Origin of the sequence: Sorangium sp. So ce448, assembly GCF_051520915.1 — a bacterium.
In the GTDB taxonomy this organism is placed as follows: domain Bacteria; phylum Myxococcota_A; class Polyangia; order Polyangiales; family Polyangiaceae; genus Sorangium; species Sorangium cellulosum_B.
In genome coordinates this window covers 8,097,998-8,116,650 of sequence record NZ_CP150343.1, presented here as the reverse complement: position 1 = coordinate 8,116,650, position 18,653 = coordinate 8,097,998, and the positions used below count along the sequence as shown (strand labels likewise).

Annotated in this window: 3 protein-coding genes; all 3 read right to left on the bottom strand. The window is 70.3% G+C overall.

The annotated features are described in order from the left end of the window. Nucleotides 1–104: 104 nt before the first annotated feature. Nucleotides 105–6,146: an AAA family ATPase gene (locus tag WMF45_RS30540; protein WP_437708499.1), complete on the bottom strand. Its 6,042-nt coding sequence runs from the start codon at nucleotides 6,144–6,146 to the stop codon at nucleotides 105–107. 214 nt (nucleotides 6,147–6,360) lie between these two features. Then, a complete protein-coding gene (locus WMF45_RS30535; protein WP_437708497.1) occupies nucleotides 6,361–12,396 on the bottom strand; it encodes an AAA family ATPase in 6,036 nt (2,011 codons plus the stop codon). 146 nt (nucleotides 12,397–12,542) lie between these two features. Continuing rightward, complete coding sequence (locus tag WMF45_RS30530; RefSeq protein ID WP_437708496.1) at nucleotides 12,543–18,575, bottom strand: AAA family ATPase; 6,033 nt, start codon at nucleotides 18,573–18,575, stop codon at nucleotides 12,543–12,545. Nucleotides 18,576–18,653: the final 78 nt, after the last annotated feature.

The window sequence follows — 18,653 nt, the reverse complement described above, 5'->3', positions numbered from 1 at the left end:
TCAACCCGGTACACTGCCAAAAGCGCCGCGCCTCGTCACGGGCAAACGGCGGCGTGTCAGCGCCGGCTGAGGCTGCAGTCGGGTAGTGAGCACACAGCGCCCTCTTACGCTTCCGGGAGCGGGGCGCCCTGGCTGTCCGTCTCTGCCTCCACCGCATCCAAAGGCAGCTCGACGATGAAGGCAGCGCCCGCGCCCGGCGCGCTCTCGACGCGGATGGTGCCGCCGTGGGAGGTGACGATCCACCGCACGATGTAGAGGCCGAGGCCGAGGCCGCCGAAGTTGCGGACGGAGACGGCGCGCTCGAAGCGCTCGAAGATCCTGGCCTGATCGGCCTCGGCGATGCCGATGCCGTGATCGCGGACGACGAGCCGCGCGCGATCGCCCTCGCCGCGCACGACGACGTGAATGGGGGCGCCTGCGCCGTACTTCATCGCGTTGGACAGGAGGTTGATGACGACTTGCTCCACGCGAGAAGCATCCCAGTTGCCCACCACGGGCTCGTCCAGATCGGGCTGGATGCGGCAGCGGGCGTCCGCGAATTGCTGCCTCATTCGCTCGACAGCCTCACGCGTCAGGGCGGCCAGATCGACGGGCGCGCGCGAGAGGGTGAGCCGGCCGGCGTTGAGGCGGGTGACGTCGAGCAGCTCGTTGACCAGGTGGGCGAGGCGCGCGATCTGGCGGCTCAGGACCTGGATCGCGGCGTCGATGCGCTCCGGAGCGACCTCGGCGCGCTGGACGCGGGGCAGGAGCCGGGCGAGGAGGTGGACCTGCATCGTGAGCGAGGTGAGCGGTGTCTTGAGCTCGTGCGAGGCGACGAGGAGGAACTCGTTCCGGCGCTCGATCGCCTCCTGGGCCTCGGCGAACAGGCGGCTGTTGTCGAGGGCGAGCGCGGCGCGGAGCCCGAGCTCCTCGGCGACCCACAGGTCGGCGGGGCCGTAGGGGCGCCGTGGCGCGGCCGCCAGCAGGGTCATGACGCCGAAGCGCCGGTCGCGCGCGAGGAGCGGGACGCGGAGGAAGGAGTGAACGCCGAGCGGCTCGAGAAGCGGCGCGGCGCGGACGTCGCCCACCTCGGGGCGGTCCGGCGAGGTCGCTGCCAGGGCCCGCAGCGCGTCCACAACGGCGCCCGCGAGCTCGGCCGGCACGCCCGCTGTGACCGTCCGCCCCGGGGCGTCCTGGGTGAGGTCCACGTCGATGACGCACCGGTCGGCGAGCTCGGGCACGGCGAGCTGCGCGACGCTCTCGAGGGTGGCGCCGTAGCCGAGGGCCATGAGCTTGCGGCTCGCGTCGGCCAGGAAGCGCTCGGCGAGCTCGGCGCGCTTGCGCTCGGTGATGTCGGTGGAGATGCCGCACAGCACGCCGGGCATGACGTCATCCCCGAGAGGGAACTTGAGCGACAGGAAGATGTGCGGCCCGTCCTCCATCATCACCTCTTCCTCGAACTCGAGCGGCTCGCCCGACTCGATCACTCGCCGATCGTGATCGCCGATGATCTCGGCGAGCGCAGCAGGCAAGAGCTCGGCGTCGGTCTTTCCGAGGAGCCGATGGCTCGGCAGGCCGGCGACGTCGCTACCCTGGCGGTTGACGAGCAGATACCGACCCTCGCGATCCTTGAGGAAGATGGCCGCGGCGGAGTTGTCGACGATGGCCTGCAGCGTGGCCTGGCTCTCGCGGAGCTCGCGCTCCGCCCGGCGCCGCTCGGCGTTCTCCTGCTCGATGTCGGAATAGAGCATGGCGTTCTCGAGCGAGATGGCCGACTGCGAGGCGAGCAGCTCGAGCACGGTGAGCCGCCCTGCGGTGAACGCGCCGGTGACCAGGTTGTTCTCGAGGTAGAGCAGCCCGAGCAGCCGCGTTTGCCGCACGATCGGGAGGCACAGCACCGATCTCGGCCGTTTCCGGGTGAAATACTCGTCCTCCGAGAACGGGTGTCTGGCGGAGGCGTCGTCGAGCAGCACGCGCTCGTGGCTGCGGCGAACGTAGTTGAGGATGGATTGCGGCAGGGCGGCCGAAGGCGCCTCGCCCGCGTCGCGCATCCGGACCGCGCCCCTCGGCGCTTCGATCGCCGCGCTGGAGAGGCGTTCACCCCGGACAAGGAGGACGCACCCCTGCTCGGCGCCCGCGTGCTCGACCATGGTGCGCAGGAGCATCTCGAGCAGGCGCGGGAGCTGGAGCTCACCGGAGATGCCCTGAGAGGCCTTGACGACGGAGAGGACGTCGAACTGCTCGGCGCGGACGGCGAAGGTGACGGTGGGGGCGATCGGCTTTCGCTCGACGAGGAAGGGATACCGCTGGTCGAGCTGCTCGACCTTGGCGTGGGCGCCCCAGCGGAAATAGGCGGCGCGGGCCTTCTGCAGGTAAGCGTCGGCTGGCGTGGACAGGCCGCGATCGCGGTAGAGCCGGGCGGCGAGCTCGCAGGTGATGGCCTCGTGCTGGACGAAGCCGCCCTCGCGCGCCGAGGAGATGGCCTGCTCGTAGAGCCCGATGGCGTCCAGGTCCTGCCCGCGGAGCCGGGCGATCTCGGCGCGGATCAAAGCGTGTTTGTGGAGGAAGTTGTCGGGGCCGCTCCTGGCCCACGCGCCGAGCTGCCGCTCGCACTCGAGCAGCTGCTCGGGCAGCTCACGCGCCGGGGAACCCCGCTCCGCGTGCGGTGCGTGCGGTGCGTGCGGTACGTCGACGAGGGCCGCGAGCGAGAGCGCGAGGTAATAGAAGCTCTCGGCCATGAGCGCGTGCGGCTGGTTCCAGAAGGGTTGCTCGGTGACGACGCGGGTCGCCGCCTCGAGCGCCTCCCTGGGCGCGCCGAGCACGAAGAGCGCTTGCGCCTTCAAGCTGTAATAGAACTCGCGCGTCGTCTCCAGCGCTCCCTCCTGCAGCCGCGCCTCGAAGGCCGGACGATCCAGCTCGGAGCCGTCGAGCATCGCGAAGCGGACCGGCCGCCCGCGCAGCGCCTGGATCGTGGCGCGGGCGCTGAGGAGGGCGCCGTGCGCGAACGCGAAACCCGCGCTGCGCACGAAGCCGAGGCGCTCGTCGACCTCGCGGAGCACGTCCTCGAGCGCCTCGCCGGAGAGCAGGTGGAACAGCGCGTCCCATACGCAGTTGAAGCACGCCATGCTCATCGCGCCGGACTCGACCGCGGCGCCGAAGCCGGCGCGCCCGTACGGGGTCGTCTCCCGGTAGTGGCGTGTCCAGAAGACGACATGGTGTCCGAAGGTGGTGAACACCATCGATTTCGTGGTGAGGCGGCCGCTCCGCTGCGCCAGGTCGTGGCCGAGCTTGCCGAACCGATAGGCCTCCTTGTATCGCCCGAACCTCGGGCCGAACATCCTCGCGAACGACGTGTACGCGACAGCGGAGCTCTCGGCGTTGCCGTGGCGCAGGCTGAGCTGGACCATGCGCAGGAAGATGAGAAAGTACAGGTTCGGGGTCATGAAGGACGCCGCGATGCCCGCGCCCTCCAGCACACCCATCGTCAGCTTGACCTCCCGGTCGGTCATGGGGGGCAGATGGAGCAGGTCCTCGATCGCCCGGTCGCCCAGGGCCTGCCAGACGCTCTTCGTCTCCTCTTCGAGCTGCGCGTCGGTGGGGAGGCGCGGAAGATCGATGTCGCAGGTGCGGAGCCACGAGAGCCCGATCTCCACGGCGCGGGCCGATTGCCCGCGGATCATGCGGAGCGTGACGATGAGCTCGACGGCGGCGGCCGTCTCGGTCCTGGTCCTCGCGCGCTCCATGAGCTCTTGAAGGAGCCGCTCGGCCTCGTCGAAGCCGCCGGTGATGTACGCGGCGTGCGCGCGCTCGAGCGTCAGATCGTAGGTCAGCGCGTGCTGCGTGTCCCAGGAGGCCAGCCCGAGCACGGAGAGGCCCGCGGCGAAGAGCGCGGCGGCGGACTGGAAGGCCGCTGCGGCCTTGGCCTTCCTGCCGGCGCGGAGGTTCAGCGCTGCGAGCTCGTCGCGCTCGGCCTGAGAACGGAGGAGCGCGGCGCCGCGGTTGAGGTGGCTCACGACGTCGAAGAGCGCGTCCTCGCGCTCTCCGGCGCGCTGCTCCTTCAAGAGCAGCTGGCCGATCCGGAGGTGCACCTCGGCGAGCTGCTCCGCCGGGATGAGCGAATACGCGGCCTGCTGCACGCGGTCATGGAGGAAGCGATACCCAGAGCCCCGGCGGAGCAGCAGCCCCTCCCGCACGGCCTCGTCGAGCGCCTCGCGGAGCTCCTCCGCCGGACGGCCCGCGACCACCGCGAGGGGTTCGAGGTCGAGGCTGCTGCCGAGGCACGCGGCGAGCTTGAGCGCGTCGCGCGCAGGGGCCGAGAGCCGGTTCAGCTTGCCGGCCATCAGCTCGACGACGTTGTCGGTGAACCCCTTGTCGCGGATGGCGGCGATGTCCCAGCGCCATGCGCGCTGCTCGGCGTCGAAGGTGATGAGCCTCTCTTCGTGAAGGGTGATGAGGAACTGGAGCGTGAAGAAGGGGTTGCCGCCGGTCTTCTCGTGGACGAGCTGCGCTATCGGCTCGACCTCTGCTCCGGGCGCGTGGACCGCCTCGGCGACGAGCGCCCCGACGTGGGCGGCGGAGAGCGGCGCGAGGACGAGCTCGGAGACGGCGGCGCCGCGCTGCTGCACCTCGGCGAGCGTGAGCCGGAGCGGGTGCGCGGGGCCGACCTCGTTGTCGCGGTAGGCGCCTATCAGCAGGAGGTGCTCGGAGCCGGAATAGGTGGCGAGCTGCTCGAGCAAGAGCAGGCTGGCCGCGTCGGCCCACTGGAGATCATCGAGGAAGAGCGCCATGGGGTGCTCCTTCCGGGCGCAGGCGGCGACGAAGCGCTGGAGCGCGGCGAGCAGCCGGCTCTGGGCCTCGGCGGGCGGGAGCTCGGGCACGGGGGGTTGCGGGCCGAGGAGCAGGGCGAGCTCGGGGAGCACGTCGGCGAGCAGCCTGCCGTCCTGGCCGAGGGCCTCGCGCAGGCGCTCTCGCCAGCGCTCGAGCTGCTCCTCGCTCGCGCCAAGGAGCTCCCGCAAGAGCGCCCGGAACGCCTGGAGAAAGGCGTGGTAAGGGACGTCGCGCTTGAATTGCTCGAACTTGCCGGCGAGGAAGCAGCCGCGCTCGCGCACGACGGGCCTGTGCAGCTCGGCGACGAGCGAGGACTTGCCGATGCCCGAGTAGCCCGAGACGAGCACGAGCTCTGGCCGGCCGTTCGCGACCACGCGCTCGAACGCGGCGAGCAGCGCCTCGATCTCGCGCTCGCGGCCGTAGAGCCGCTGCGGGACCTGGAACCGGTCGGAGAGATCGCGCTGTCCGAGCGGGAAGCGCTGAATGGAGCCGCTCGCCTGCCACCGTGAGAAGCACGTGTCGAGGTCGTGGCGCAGGCCGAGGGCGCTCTGGTAACGCTCCTCGGCGGCCTTGGAGAGCAGCTTGAGCACGACCTCGGACAGGACCGGTGGGATCGAGGGGACGAGCGCGTGAGGCGGCCGCGGCGTCTGGGCGATGTGGCAATAGACCCACTCGACGGGATCGCTGGCCTGGAAGGGCAGGGCGCCAGTCAGCATCTCGTAGAAGGTGACGCCGAGGGAGTAGAGGTCGGTCCGCTCGTCGACGCGGCGGTTCATGCGGCCCGTCTGCTCTGGCGCCATGTAAGCGAGCGTGCCCTCGATGAGCCCGTCGTGCGCGAGCTCCTGGGCCTCGCGTGCCGAGAGGGAGGCGATGCCGAGATCGGTGATCTTCACCTCGCCTGTGTCGGGGTTGTAGAGAAGGTTCTGGGGCTTGATGTCCTTGTGGATGACGTGGTGTCGGTGGAGCTCGGCGAGCGCGGCGGCGAGGCGGAGCGCGAGCGAGAAGAAGCGCTCGATCGGAATCGGGCGCATCGCGCGCATCGGCCCGTCGTCATCGAGCAGCCGGTCGAGCGAGCGGCCGCCGAAGTCCTCGAGGATCAGGGTCATCTGATCGCGGAACGGCTCGATGCCGTAGGCCTTGATGACGACGGGTGAATCGAGCGTTCTGGCGATCTCGAGCTCGTGCTGGAGCCTGCCGAGCGCGCGGGGGCTCGCGTGGTCGCGCCGCAAGGCCTTGAGCACGACCAACCGGCCGTCCTCCTCGCGCCGCGCGCGGTAAAGGACGGTATCCGCACCTTGGTGCAGCACCTCCAGCACGCGGTAGCGTGGACTATCGGGCATAGGAAGAGCTTTGAAAACCGAGGCGCCAGCGACGCGTTGCGGCTCAACTCGCTACACTGGCAAAAGCGGTGCGCCTCGTCACGAGCAAACGGCGCCGCGCTCTCGCGCCGGTTCGCCGGCGGCGCCGCCGTCGTTCATGGCCGGCGATAGCGGGGACGGAAAGGGATCTGCCGAGGCGCAGTCGGGTAGCGAGCACGCAGCGCGGAGCGCGCGCTCACGCCTGCGGGAGCAGGGCATCCTGGCCGTCCGTCTCTGCCTCCGCCGCATGCAAAGGCAGCTCGACGACGAACGTGGCGCCCGCGCCCGGCTTGCTCTCGACGCGGATGGTGCCGCCGTGGGAGGTGACGATCCACCGCACGATGTAAAGGCCGAGTCCGAGACCGCCGAAGTTGCGGACGGAGACGGCGCGCTCGAAGCGCTCGAAGATCCTGGCCTGATCGGCCTCGGCGATGCCCATGCCGTGATCGCGGACGACGAGCCGCGCGCGATCGCCCTCGCCGCGCACGACGACGTGAACGGGGGCCCCCGCGCCGTACTTGATCGCGTTGGAGAGCAGGTTGATGAGGACCTGCTCCATCCGAGAAGCATCCCAGTCCCCGACCACGGGCCCTTCCAGATCGAGCTCGGCGCGGCAGCGCGCGCTCGCGAGCTGCTGTCTCATCCGCTCGACGACCTCGCGCGTCAGGGCCGCCAGATCGAACGGCGCGCGCGAGAGGGTGAGCCGTCCGGCGTTGAGGCGGGTGACGTCGAGCAGCTCGTTGACCAGGTGGGCGAGGCGCGCGATCTGTCGGCTCAGGACCTGGAGCGCGGCGTCGATGCGCTCCGGCGAGATCTCAGCGCGCCGGTAGCGGGGCAGCAGCCGCTCGAGCAGGTGGGCCTGCATCTTCAGCGAGGTGAGCGGCGTCTTGAGCTCGTGCGAGGCGACGAGGAGGAACTCGTTCCGGCGCTCGATCGCCTGCTGGGCCTCGGCGAACAGGCGGCTGTTGTCGAGGGCGAGCGCCGCGCGGAACCCGAGCTCCTCGGCGAGCCGCAGGTCGGAAGAGCCATAGCGGGGTCGGGGCGCGGTCGCCAGCAAGGTCATGACCCCGAAGCGCCGGTCGCGCGCGAGGAGCGGAACGCGGAGGAAGGAGTGAATGCCGAGCCGCTCGAGGAGGGGCGCGGCGCGGACATCGCCCACCTCGGGGTGGTCCGGCGAGCTCGCCGCCAGGGGCCGCAGCGCCTCCATCACCGCGCCTGCGAGGTCGTCCGGCACGCCCGCGGTGACCGCCGTGACCGCGTGTCCCGCGTCGCCGTCAGCGACGCCCACGTCGATGACGCACTGATCGGCCAGCTCGGGCACGGCGAGCTGCGCGATGCTGTCGAGCGTGGTGCCGTAGCCGAGGGCCATGAGCTTGCGGCTCGCCTCGGCGAGGAAGCGCTCGGCGAGCTCGGCGCGCTTGCGCTCCGTGATGTCGGTGGAGATGCCGCAGAGCGCGCCGGGCATGACCTCCTCGCCGAGAGGGAACTTGAGCGACAGGAAGGTGTGCAGCCCGTCCTCCAGCGGCAGCTCCTCCTCCCACTCCATCGGCGCGCCCGCCTCGCGCACCTTCCTGTCGTGGTCGTTCAGGGGGTCCGCGACCGGAGAACGCAAGAGCTCGGCGAGCGTCTTGCCGACGATCGCCTCGATCGGCATGCGCATGATGGCGCCCACGTGCCGGTTGGCGAGCAGGAGCCGGCCTTCGTGATCCTTGACGTAGATGGCCGTGGCCGAGTTGTCGACGATGGCCCGCAAAGTCGCCTGGTTGGTCTTCAGCGCCTGTTCTGCGCGCCGCCGCTCGGCGTTCTCCCGCTCGACCTCGGCATACAGCATGGCGTTCTCCAGCGAGATGGCCGATTGCGACGCGAGCAGCTCGAGCACGCTGAGCCGCCCGGGGGTGAACGCCCCGGTGATGAGCCTGTTCTCCAGGTAGAGCAGGCCGAGCAGCCGGGCCCGGTGCACGATCGGGATGCACAGCACCGATCGCGGCTGCTTGCGCGCGAAATACGCGTCCTCCGAGAACGCGTGTCTGGCGGAGGCGTCGGCGAGCAGCACGCGCTCGTGGCTCCGCCGAACGTAATTGAGGATGGACTGCGGCAGCTCGGTGGTTGGCGCCTCGCCCGCGTCGAGCAGCCGAGCCGCGCCGCCGGACGCGGCGATCGCCGCCGCGGCCGACACGCGATCTTGCCGGACCAGGAGCACGTGGCCCTCCTCGGCGCCGGCGTGTTCGACCACGATGCGCAAGAGCGTCTCGAGGAGGCGCGAGAGCTTGAGCTCTCCGGAGATGCTCTGAGAGGCCTTGACGACGGAGAGGACGTCGAACTGCTCGGCCCGGACGGCGAACGTGACGGTGGGCGCGATCGGCTTGCGCGGGGCGAGGTGGGGATAGCGCTGGTCGAGCTGATCTACCTTGGCGTGCGCCCCCCAGCGAAAATAGGCGGCGCGGGCCTTCTCCAGGTAAGCGTCGGCCGGCGTGGCGAGGCCGCGCGCGTTGTAGAACTGGGCTGCGAGCTCGCAGGCGATGGCCTCGTGCTGGACGAAGCCGCCCTCTTGCGCCGACGCGATGGCCTGCTCGTACAGCCGGATGGCCTCCGGCTCGTGCCCGCGGAGCCGGGCGATCTCGGCGCGGATCAGCGTGTGTTTGTGGAGGAAGTTGTCGGGGCCGTTCCTGGCCCACTCGCCGAGCCGCCGCTCGCAGTCGAGCAGCTGCTCGGGCAGCTCCTGCAGCGGGGATTCCCGCTCCGCGTGCGCCGCGTGCGGTGCGTCGACAAGCGCCGCGACGGCGAGCGCGGAATAATAGAAGTTCTCGGCGACGAGGGCGGTCGGCACGATCCCATGTCCATGCTCGAGCGTCGCGCGGGCCGCCATCTCGATCGCCTCTCCGGGAGAGCCGAGCACGAAGAGCGCCTGGGTCTTCAGCTGGTGATAGAAGCTTTGAACATTTTGCAGCACCCCCTCGCCGAGCCGCGCCTCGAAGGCCGGCGGATCCAGCTCGGATCCATCGAGCATCGAGAAGCGAACCGGCCTCCCTCGCAGCATCTGGACCATGCCGTGTGCGCCGAGGAGGATGCCGTAGGCGAACGCGTGACCGGCCTTGCGCACGAAGCCGAGGCGCTCGTCGACCTGATGGATCACGTCCTCCAGCGGCTCTCCAGAGAGCAGCCGGAACAGCGCGTCCCACGTGCAGTTGAAGCACGCGTGGTTCAGATCGCCCGACTCGACCGCGGCGCTGAAGCCGGCGCGCGAGTACGGAGTCGTCTCTCGGTAGTGGCGTGTCCAGAAGACGACGTGCTGTCCGAAGGTCGTGAACGTCGTCGATTTCGTGGTGAGAAGGCCGCTCCTCTCCGCGAGATCGCAGCCGAGCTTGCCGAACCGATAGGCCTCCTGGTATCGCCCGAGCGTCGGGCCGAACATCCTCGCGAAGAAGGTGTACGCGTGAGGGGAGCTCTCGGCGTTGCCGTGCCGCAGGCTGAGCTGGACCATGCGCAGGACGATGAGAAAGGGCAGGCTCGGGTTCACGAAGGATGCGGGGATGCCAGCGCCCAGCAGCACGCTCATCGTGGCCTTGATCTCAGGGTGCGTCATGGGGGGCAGGTGGATCAGGTCCTCGATCGCCCGGTCGCCCAGGGCCTGCCAGACGCTCTTCGTCTCCTCTTCGAGCTGCGCGTCGGTGGGCAGGAAGGGAAGATCGATGTCGTAGGTGCGGAGCCACGCGAGCCCGATCTCCGCCGCGCGGGCGTATTGCCCGCGGGTGACCTTCAGCGTGATGACGAGCTGGACGACGGCGGCCGTCTCGCTCCTGGTCCTCGCGCGATCCTCGAGCTCTCCGAGGATCCGCTCGGCGTCGTCGATGGCGCCGGTGATGTACGCGACGTGCGCGCGCTCGAAGGTCAGGCCGTAGGTCAGCTCGTGCTGCGTCTCCCAGGAGTCCGGCGAGAGCAAGGAGAGGCCCGCGGCGAAGAGCGCGGCGGCGGACTGGAAGGCCGCCGCGGCCTTGGCCTTCCTGCCGGCGCGGAGGTTCAGCGCGGCGACCTCGTCGCGCTCGGCCCGGGAACGGAGGAGCGCGGCGCCACGGTTGAGGTGGCCGACGGCGTCGAAGAGCGCCTCGTCGCCCTCCTCCGGGCGCCCCCCCTGGCAGAGGAGCTGGCCAATCCGGAGATGCACCTCGGCCAGCTGCTCTGCCGGGATGAGCGAATACGCGGCCTGCTGCACCCGGTCGTGGAGAAATCGATAGCCGTTGCCCTGGCGGAGGATCAGCCCCTCCCGGACGGCCTCCTCGAGCGCGTCGCGGAGCTCCGCCGGGCCACGGTGCGCCAGCAGCGCGAGGGTGTCGAGGTCGAGGGGGGGGCCGAGGCACGCGGCGAGCTTGAGGGCGTCGCGCGTGGGGACCGAGAGCCGGTTCAGCTTGCCCGCCATCAGCTCGACGACGTTGTCGGTGAACCCTTTGTCGCGGATCGCGGCGATATCCCACCGCCACATGCGCCGCTCTGCGTCGACGGCGATGAGCCCCTCTTCGTGCAGGGCGATGAGGAACTGGAGCACGAAGAAGGGGTTGCCGCCGGTCTTCTCGTGGACGAGCTGCGAGAGCGGCTCGACCTCTGCTTCGGGCGCGTGGACCGCCTCGGCGACGAGCGCCCCGACGTGGGCGGCGGAGAGCGGCCCGAGGACGAGCTCGGAGACGGCGGCGCCGCGTCGTCGGGCCTCGGCGAGCGTGAGCCGGAGCGGGTGCGCTGGGCCCACTTCATTGTCCCGGTAGGCGCCTATCAGCAGGAGGTGCGCGCCACCGGCATGGGTGGCGAGGTGCTCGAGCAAGAGGAGGCTGGCCGCGTCGGCCCACTGGAGATCATCGAGGAAGAGCGCCATGGGGTGCTCCTTCCGGGCGCACGCGGCGACGAAGCGCTGGAGCGCCGCGTGCAGCCGGGCCTGGGCCTCGGCGGGCGGGAGCTCGGGCACAGGCGGCTGCGGGCCGAGGAGCCGCTCGATCTCGGGGAGCACGTCGGCGAGCAGCCTGCCGTCCTGGTCGAGGGCCTCCCGGAGGCGCTCTCTCCAGCGCTCGAGCTGCTCCTCGCTCGCGCGGAGGATCTCCTGAAACAGCGCCCGGAACGCCTGAAGGAAAGCACGGTAGGGGACATCCCTCGCGGTCTGATCGAACTTGCCGCAGAGGAAGAAGCCGCGCTCGCGAATGACGGGCCTGTGCAGCTCGGCGACGAGCGACGACTTGCCGATACCCGAGTACCCGCACACGAGCACGAGCTCAGGCCGACCCTGCGCCACCACCCGCTCGAACGCGGCGAGCAGCGCCTCGATCTCGCGCTCGCGGCCGTAGAGCCGCTGCGGGACGCGGAACCGGTCCGAGAGATCGCGCTCACCGAGCGCGAAGGGCTGAATATCGCCGCTCGCCCGCCACCTCGCGAGGCACGCGTCGAGGTCGTGGCGCAGGCCGAGCGCGCTCTGGTAGCGCTCCTCGGCGGCCTTGGAGAGCAGCTTGAGCACGACCTCGGACAGGACCGGTGGAATCGAGGGGACGAGCGCGTGAGGCGGCCGCGGCGCCTGGGCGATGTGGCAATAGACCCACGCGACGGGGTCGCTGGCCTGGAAGGGCAGAGCGCCAGTCAGCATCTCGTAGAAGGTGACGCCGAGGGAGTACAGGTCGGTCCGCTCGTCGATCCATCGGTTCATCCGGCCCGTTTGCTCCGGCGCCATGTAGGCCAGCGTCCCCTCGATGAGGCTGTTGTGGACGAGGTCCTGGGATTCGCGTGGCGAGAGGGAGGCGATGCCGAGATCGGTGATCTTCACCTCGCCGGTGTCGGGGTTGTAGAGAAGGTTCTGGGGCTTGATGTCCTTGTGGATGACGTGCCGCCGGTGGAGCTCGGCGAGCGCGCCGGTGAGGCGGAGGGCGAGGGGGAGGAAGCGCTCGATCGACATCGGGCGCATCGGCCCGTCGCCATCGAGCAGCCGGTCGAGCGAGCGGCCGCCGAAGTCCTCCAGGACCAGCGCGGCCTGGTCGCCCAGCGATTCCATCGCGTAGGGCCTGACGACGACCGCCGTATCGAGCGCTCTGGCGACCTCGTGCTCGTGCTGGAGCCTGCCGAGGGCGTGAGGGCTCGCGTGGTCGCGCCGCAGGACCTTGAGCACCACCGGTCGGCCGTCCTCCTCGCGCCGCGCGCGGTAGAGGATGGTATCCGCACCTTGGTGCAGCACCTCCAGCACGCGGTAACGTGGACTATGGGGCATAGGAGGATCTTTGAACCCGGGGCGTCAGCGGCGTGCTGCGGTTCAATTCGGTACACTGCCAAAAGCACTGCGACCCGTCACGGGCAAACGGCGGCGCGTCAGCGCCCGCTGAGGCCGAAGCCGGGGTGTGGGCACGCAGCGCGCGCCTACGCCTGCGGGAGGAAGGCGCCCTGGACGTCCGTCTCCGCGTCCGGCGAGCGCAAAGGCAGCTCGACGATGAACGCGGCGCCGGCGCCTGGCTTGCTCTCGACGCGGATGGTGCCGCCGTGGGAGGTGACGATCCACCGCACGATGTAGAGGCCGAGGCCGAGGCCGCCGAAGTTGCGGACGGAGACGGCGCGCTCGAAGCGCTCGAAGATCCTGGCCTGGTCGGTCTCCGCGATGCCCATGCCATGATCGCGGACGATGAGCACCGCGCGGCCTTCCAGGCTGCGCACGACGACGTGAATGGGCGCCCCCGCGCCATATTTGAGCGCGTTGGACAGGAGGTTGATGAGGATCTGCTCCATGCGGAAAGCGTCCCAGTCGCCCACCACGGGCCCTTCCAGCTCGAGCTGGGTCCGGCAGCGGGCGTCGGTGAGCTGCTCTTGCATCCGCTCGACGACATCGCGCGCCAGGGCCGCCAGATCGACGGGCGCGCGCGCGAGGGTGAGCTGGCCGGCGCTGAGGCGGGTGACGTCGAGCAGCTCGTTGACCAGGTGGCCGAGGCGCGCGATCTGGCGGTTGAGGAGCTGGATGGCGGCGTCGATGCGCTCCGGAGCGACCTCGGCGCGCTGGAGGCGGGGCAGGAGCCGGGCGAGCAGGTGGGCTTGCATCGTGAGCGAGGTGAGCGGTGTCTTGAGCTCGTGGGATGCGACGAGGAGGAACTCGTCGCGGCGCTCGATCGCCTGCTGGGCCTCGGCGAACAGGCGGCTGTTGTCGAGGGCGAGCGCCGCGCGGCTCGCCAGCTCCTGGGCCAGCCACAGGTCGGCAGGGCCGTAGCGGCGCCGGGGCGCGGCCGCCAGCAGGGTCATGACGCCGAAGCGCCGGTCGCGCGCGAGGAGCGGGACGCGGAGGAAGGAGTGAACGCCGAGCGGATCGAGGAGGGGCGCGACGCGGAGGTCGCCCTCCTCGGCGTGATCCAGAGAGCTCGCCGAAAGGGGCCGCAGGGCGTCCGTCACCGCGCCTGCGAGCTCGGCCGGCACGCCCGCGGTGACCGCCCGCCCCGGGGCGTCCTGGGCGAGGTCCACGTCGATGACACACCGGTCGGCGAGCTCGGGCACGACGAGCTGCGCGACGCTCTCGAGGGTGGCGCCGTAGCCGAGGGCCATGAGCTTGCGGCTCGCCTCGGCGAGGAAGCGCTCGGCCAGCTCGGCCCGCTTGCGCTCGGTGATGTCGGTGGAGATGCCGCACAGCACGCCGGGCATGACGCTCTCGCCGAGCGGGAACTTGAGGGACAGGTAGGTGCGCGGCTCGCCCTCTCTCATCATCACCTCCTCCTCGAACTCCAGCGGCACGCCCGCGTCGAGCACCCGCCGGTCGTGTTCGTCGATGGTCGCGGTGGCAGTGGCAGGCAAGAGCTCGGCGCTCGTCTTTCCGAGGATCTGCTCTGTCGGGATGCCGAGGCCGCGGCACACCTGACGGTTGACGAGCAGGTACCGGCCGTCGCGATCCTTGAGGTAGATGGCGGCAGCGGAGTTGTCGACGATGGCCTGCAGCGTGGCCTGGCTCTCGCGGAGCTCGCGCTCCGCCCGGCGCCGCTCGGCGTTCTCCTGCTCGATGTCGGTATAGAGCATGGCGTTCTCGAGCGAGATGGCCGACTGCGAGGCGAGCAGCTCGAGCACGGTGAGCCGCCCTGAGGTGAACGCGCCGGTGACCAGGTTGTTCTCCAGATAGAGCAGGCCGAGCAGCCGCGTTTGCCGCACGATCGGGAGGCACAGCACCGATCTCGGCCGTTTCCGGGTGAAATACCCGTCCTCCGAGAACGGGTGCCGCCCGGAAGCGTCGTCGAGCAGCACGCGCTCGTGGCTGCGGAGGACATAGTTGAGAATGGATTGCGGCAGCGCCGCCAGGGCCTCGCCCGCGTCGAGCAGCCGCGCGGCGCTCCCCGACGCGGTGATCGCCGCCGCGGTCGACACGCGATCTTCCCGGACCAGGAGCGCAACCCCCTCTCCGGCGCCCGCGTGCTCGACCACGATGCGCAGCAGCGTCTCGAGCAGGCGGGGGAGCTTGAGCTCTCCGGAGATGCTCTGAGAGGCCTTGACGACAGAGAGGACGTCGAACTGCTCGGCGCGCACGGCGAAGGTGACGGTGGGGGCGATCGGCTTTCGCTCGACGAGGAAGGGATACCGCTGGTCGAGCTGCTCGACCTTGGCGTGGGCGCCCCAGCGGAAGTAGGCGGCGCGCGCCCGCTGCAGGTGGGCGACGGCGGGCGTGGACAGGCCGCGGTCGAGGTAGAAGCGGGCGGCGAGCTCGCTGGCGATGGCCTCGTGCTGGACGAAGCCCCCCTCTTGCGCCGACGAGATGGCTTGCTCGTAGAGCCGGATGGCCTCGATCTCGCGCCCGAGGAGCCGGGCGATCTCGGCGCGGACCAGCGTGTGTTTGTGGAGGTAGTTGTCGGGGCAGCTCGCGGCCCACTCGCCGAGCTGCCGCTCGCACGCGAGGAGCCCTCCGGGGAGCTCCCGCTCTGGCGAGGTCGCCTCGTGCGCGTCGTCGGCCGCCGCGGCGAGCGCGAGCGCGTGAACATAGAAGGTCTCGGGGATCTCGGCGCCCGCGTCCATCCTCCAGTCGTAATCGACGACGACACGGGTCGACGCCGCGAGCGCCTCCCTGGGAGAGCCGAGGAGGAACAGCGCCTGCGCCTTCAGGCTGTAGTACAAGCTATGAGCCCCGTACGAGGATCCCGGAGGAAGCCGCGCCTCGAAGGCCTCCTGATCCAGCTCGGAGCCGTCCAGCATCGCGTAATGGACAGGCCTGCCGCGCAGCGTCTGGATGAGGTACCGGCCGCTGAGGAGGATGCCATGGATGAACGCGTAGCCGGCCTTGCGCACGAAGCCGAGGCGCTCCTCGGTCAGGCGGAGGACGTCCTCCAGCGGCTCCCCGCACAGCAGGGGGAACACCGACGCCCAGACGCAATGGTAACACGCGTTGTTCAGATCGCCGCATTCCACGGCGGCGTTGAAGCCGAGGCGGTTGTAGGGGTAGGTCTCTCTGTAATGGCGCGTCCAGAAGACGGTCAGCTGCCCGAACAGGAAGATCACGGTGGGCTTCGCGGCCAGGTCCTCGCTTTTCTCCGCGAGGTCGTAGCCGAGCTTGCCGAACAGGTAAGCCTCCTTGTATCTCCCGAACCGCGGGCCGAGCACCCGCGCGAAGGCGGTGTACGCATGGGCGGAGCTCTCGGCGTTGCCATGGAGGAGGCTGAGCGTGACCATGCGCTCGAGGATCAGGTGATGCAGGTTCTGGTCCACGAAATACGCAGCGACGGACACGCTCTTCAAGATGCTCATCGCGATCTTGATCTCCGGGTGCGTCATGGGGGGCAGGTGGACGAGGCCCTCGATCGCCCGGTCGCCCAGGGCCTTCCATACGCTCTCGGTCTCTTCGTCGATGCGCGCGTCGGTGAGGTGGGTTGGCAGATGGATGTCGTAAGAGCGCAGGAAGGAGAGACCGATCTCCACAGCGCGGGCGCTCTGCCCGCGGGTCACGTGCAAGGCGACGGCGAGCTCGACGACGGCGGCCCTCTCGATCTTGGTCATCGAGCGATCCGTGAGCTCCTCGAGCAGCCGCTCGGCTTCATTGAAGTTGCCGAGGATGTACGCGCAGCGCGCTCGCTCGAAGCTCAGGGCGTGGGTCAGCGCGTACTGCGTCTCCCACCGTTCCCGGGGCTCATCCGCGAGGAGGGCCATGCCCGCGGCGAAGAGGGCGTCGGCGGACTGGTAGGCGGCGGCGGCCTTGGCCTTCCTGCCGGCGCGGAGGTTGAGGGCGGCGAGCTCGTCGCGCTCGGCCTGGGAACGGAGGAGCGCGGCGCCGCGGTTGAGGTGGCCGACGACATCGAAGAGCGCCTCTTCGCGCTCTTCGGCGCGCTGCGCCTTCAAGAGCAGCTGACCGATCCGGAGGTGCACCTCGGCGAGCTGTCCGGGCGGGATGAGCGAATAAGCGGCCTGCTGCACCCGGTCGTGGAGGAAGCGATAGGCGCTGTCCCGGCGGAGCAGCAGCCCCTCCCGGACGGCCTCCTCGAGCGCCGCGCGGAGCTCTTCCGCCGGCCTTCGCGCGACGATCGCGAGGGTGTCGAGGTCCACGCTGCCGCCGAGGCAGGCGGCGAGCTTGAGGGCGTCGCGCGTCGGGACCGAGAGCCGCTCCAGCTTGCCGGCCATCAGCTCGACGACGTTGTCGGTGAAGCCCTTGTCGCGGATGGCGGCGATGTCCCACCGCCATGCGCCCTCATCCGCATCAAAGGTGATGAGCCCCTCGTTGTGCAGGGTGATGAGGAACTGGAGCACGAAGAAGGGGTTGCCGCCGGTCTTCTCGTGGACGAGCTGCGAGAGCGGCTCGACCTCTGCTTCGGCCGCGTGGACCGCCTCGGCGACGAGCGCACCGACATGGGCGGCGGAGAGCGGCTCGAGGACGATGTCGCCGACGGTCGCGCCGCGCTTCTGCACCTCGGCGAGCGTGAGCCGGAGCGGGTGCGCGGGGCCGACCTCGTTGTCGCGATAAGCGCCGATGAGCAGGAGGTGCGCGTCGCCGGCGAGGGTGGCGAGCTGCTCGAGCAAGAGGAGGCTACCGGGGTCGGCCCATTGCAGGTCGTCGAGGAAGAGGGCGACGGGGTGCTCCTTCCGTGCGCAGGCGGCGACGAAGCGCTGGAGCGCGGCGAGCAGCCGGCTCTGGGCCTCGGCGGGCGGGAGCTCGGGCACGGGGGGCTGTGGGCCGAGGAGGCGCTCGAGCTCCGGGAGCATGTCGGTGAGCAGCGCGCCGCTCGCGCCGAGGGCCTCGCGGAGGCGCTCTCGCCAGCGCTCGAGCTGCTGCTCGCTGGCGCCGAGGATCTCCTGCACGAGGCCCCGGAAGGCGTGAAGGAAGGGGCGGTAGGGGACGTCGCGCTTGAGCTGATCGAACTTGCCGGAGAGGAAGGAGCCGCGCTCGCGCACGACGGGCCCGTGCAGCTCGGCGACGAGCGAGGACTTGCCGATCCCCGAATAGCCCGAGACGAGGAGGAGCTCTGGCCGGCCGTTCGCGACGACGCGCTCGAACGCGGCGCGCAGGGCCTCGATCTCGCGCTCGCGGCCGTAGAGCCGCTGCGGGATCTGGAACCGATCGGAGACGTCGCGCAGCCCGAGCGGGAAGGGGTCGATGGCGCCGCGCCGGCGCAGCTGGGAAAAGCACGTGTCGAGGTCGTGGCGCAGGCCGAGGGCGCTCTGGTAACGCTCCTCGGCGGCCTTGGAGAGCAGCTTGAGGACGACGGCGGAGAGCTGGGGTGGAATCGAGGGGACGAGCGCGTGAGGCGGCCGCGGCGCCTGGGCGATGTGGCAATAGACCCACGCGACGGGGTCGCTGGCGTGGAAGGGCAGGGTGCCAGTCAGCAACTCGTAGAAGGTGACGCCGAGGGAGTACAGGTCGGTCCGCTCGTCGACGCGGCGGTTCATGCGGCCGGTCTGCTCCGGCGCCATGTAGGCGAGCGTGCCCTCGATGAGCCCGTCGTGCGCGAGCTCCTGTGCCCCGCGGGAGGAGAGGGAGGCGATGCCGAGATCGGTGATCTTCACCTCGCCGGTGTCGGGGTTGTAGAGGAGGTTCTGAGGCTTGATGTCCTTGTGGATGACGTGGTGTCGGTGGAGCTCGGCGAGCGCGGCGGCGAGGCGCAGGGCGAGGGGGAAGAAGCGCTCGATCGACATCGGGCGCATCGGGCGCATCGGCCCGTCGTCATCGAGCAGCCGGTCGAGCGAGCGCCCGCCGAAGTCCTCGAGGACCAGCGTCATCTGGTCGCGGAACGGCTCGATCCCGTAGGCCCGAACGACGACCGGCGAAGCGAGCGCCGTCGCGACCTCGAGCTCGTGCTGGAGCCTGCCGAGTGCGCGGGGGCTGGCGTGGTCGCGCCGCAGTGCCTTGAGCACCACCGGCCGGCCGTCCTCGTCGCGCCGCGCGCGGTAGAGTATCGTGTCCGCACCCTGGTGCAGCACCTCCAGCACGCGGTAACGTGGACTATGGGGCATAGGAGAATCTTTGAACGCCGGACGTCACGGACGTCAGCGCCGTGCTGCGGTTCAACTTGGTACATTGCCAAAAGCGCT

Excerpts from the sequence above, each read along its gene's own strand:
- WMF45_RS30540 (WP_437708499.1), bottom strand. The coding sequence starts at position 6,146 with ATGCCCGATAGTCCACGCTACCGCGTGCTGGAGGTGCTGCACCAAGGT.
- WMF45_RS30535 (WP_437708497.1), bottom strand. The coding sequence starts at position 12,396 with ATGCCCCATAGTCCACGTTACCGCGTGCTGGAGGTGCTGCACCAAGGT.
- WMF45_RS30530 (WP_437708496.1), bottom strand. The coding sequence starts at position 18,575 with ATGCCCCATAGTCCACGTTACCGCGTGCTGGAGGTGCTGCACCAGGGT.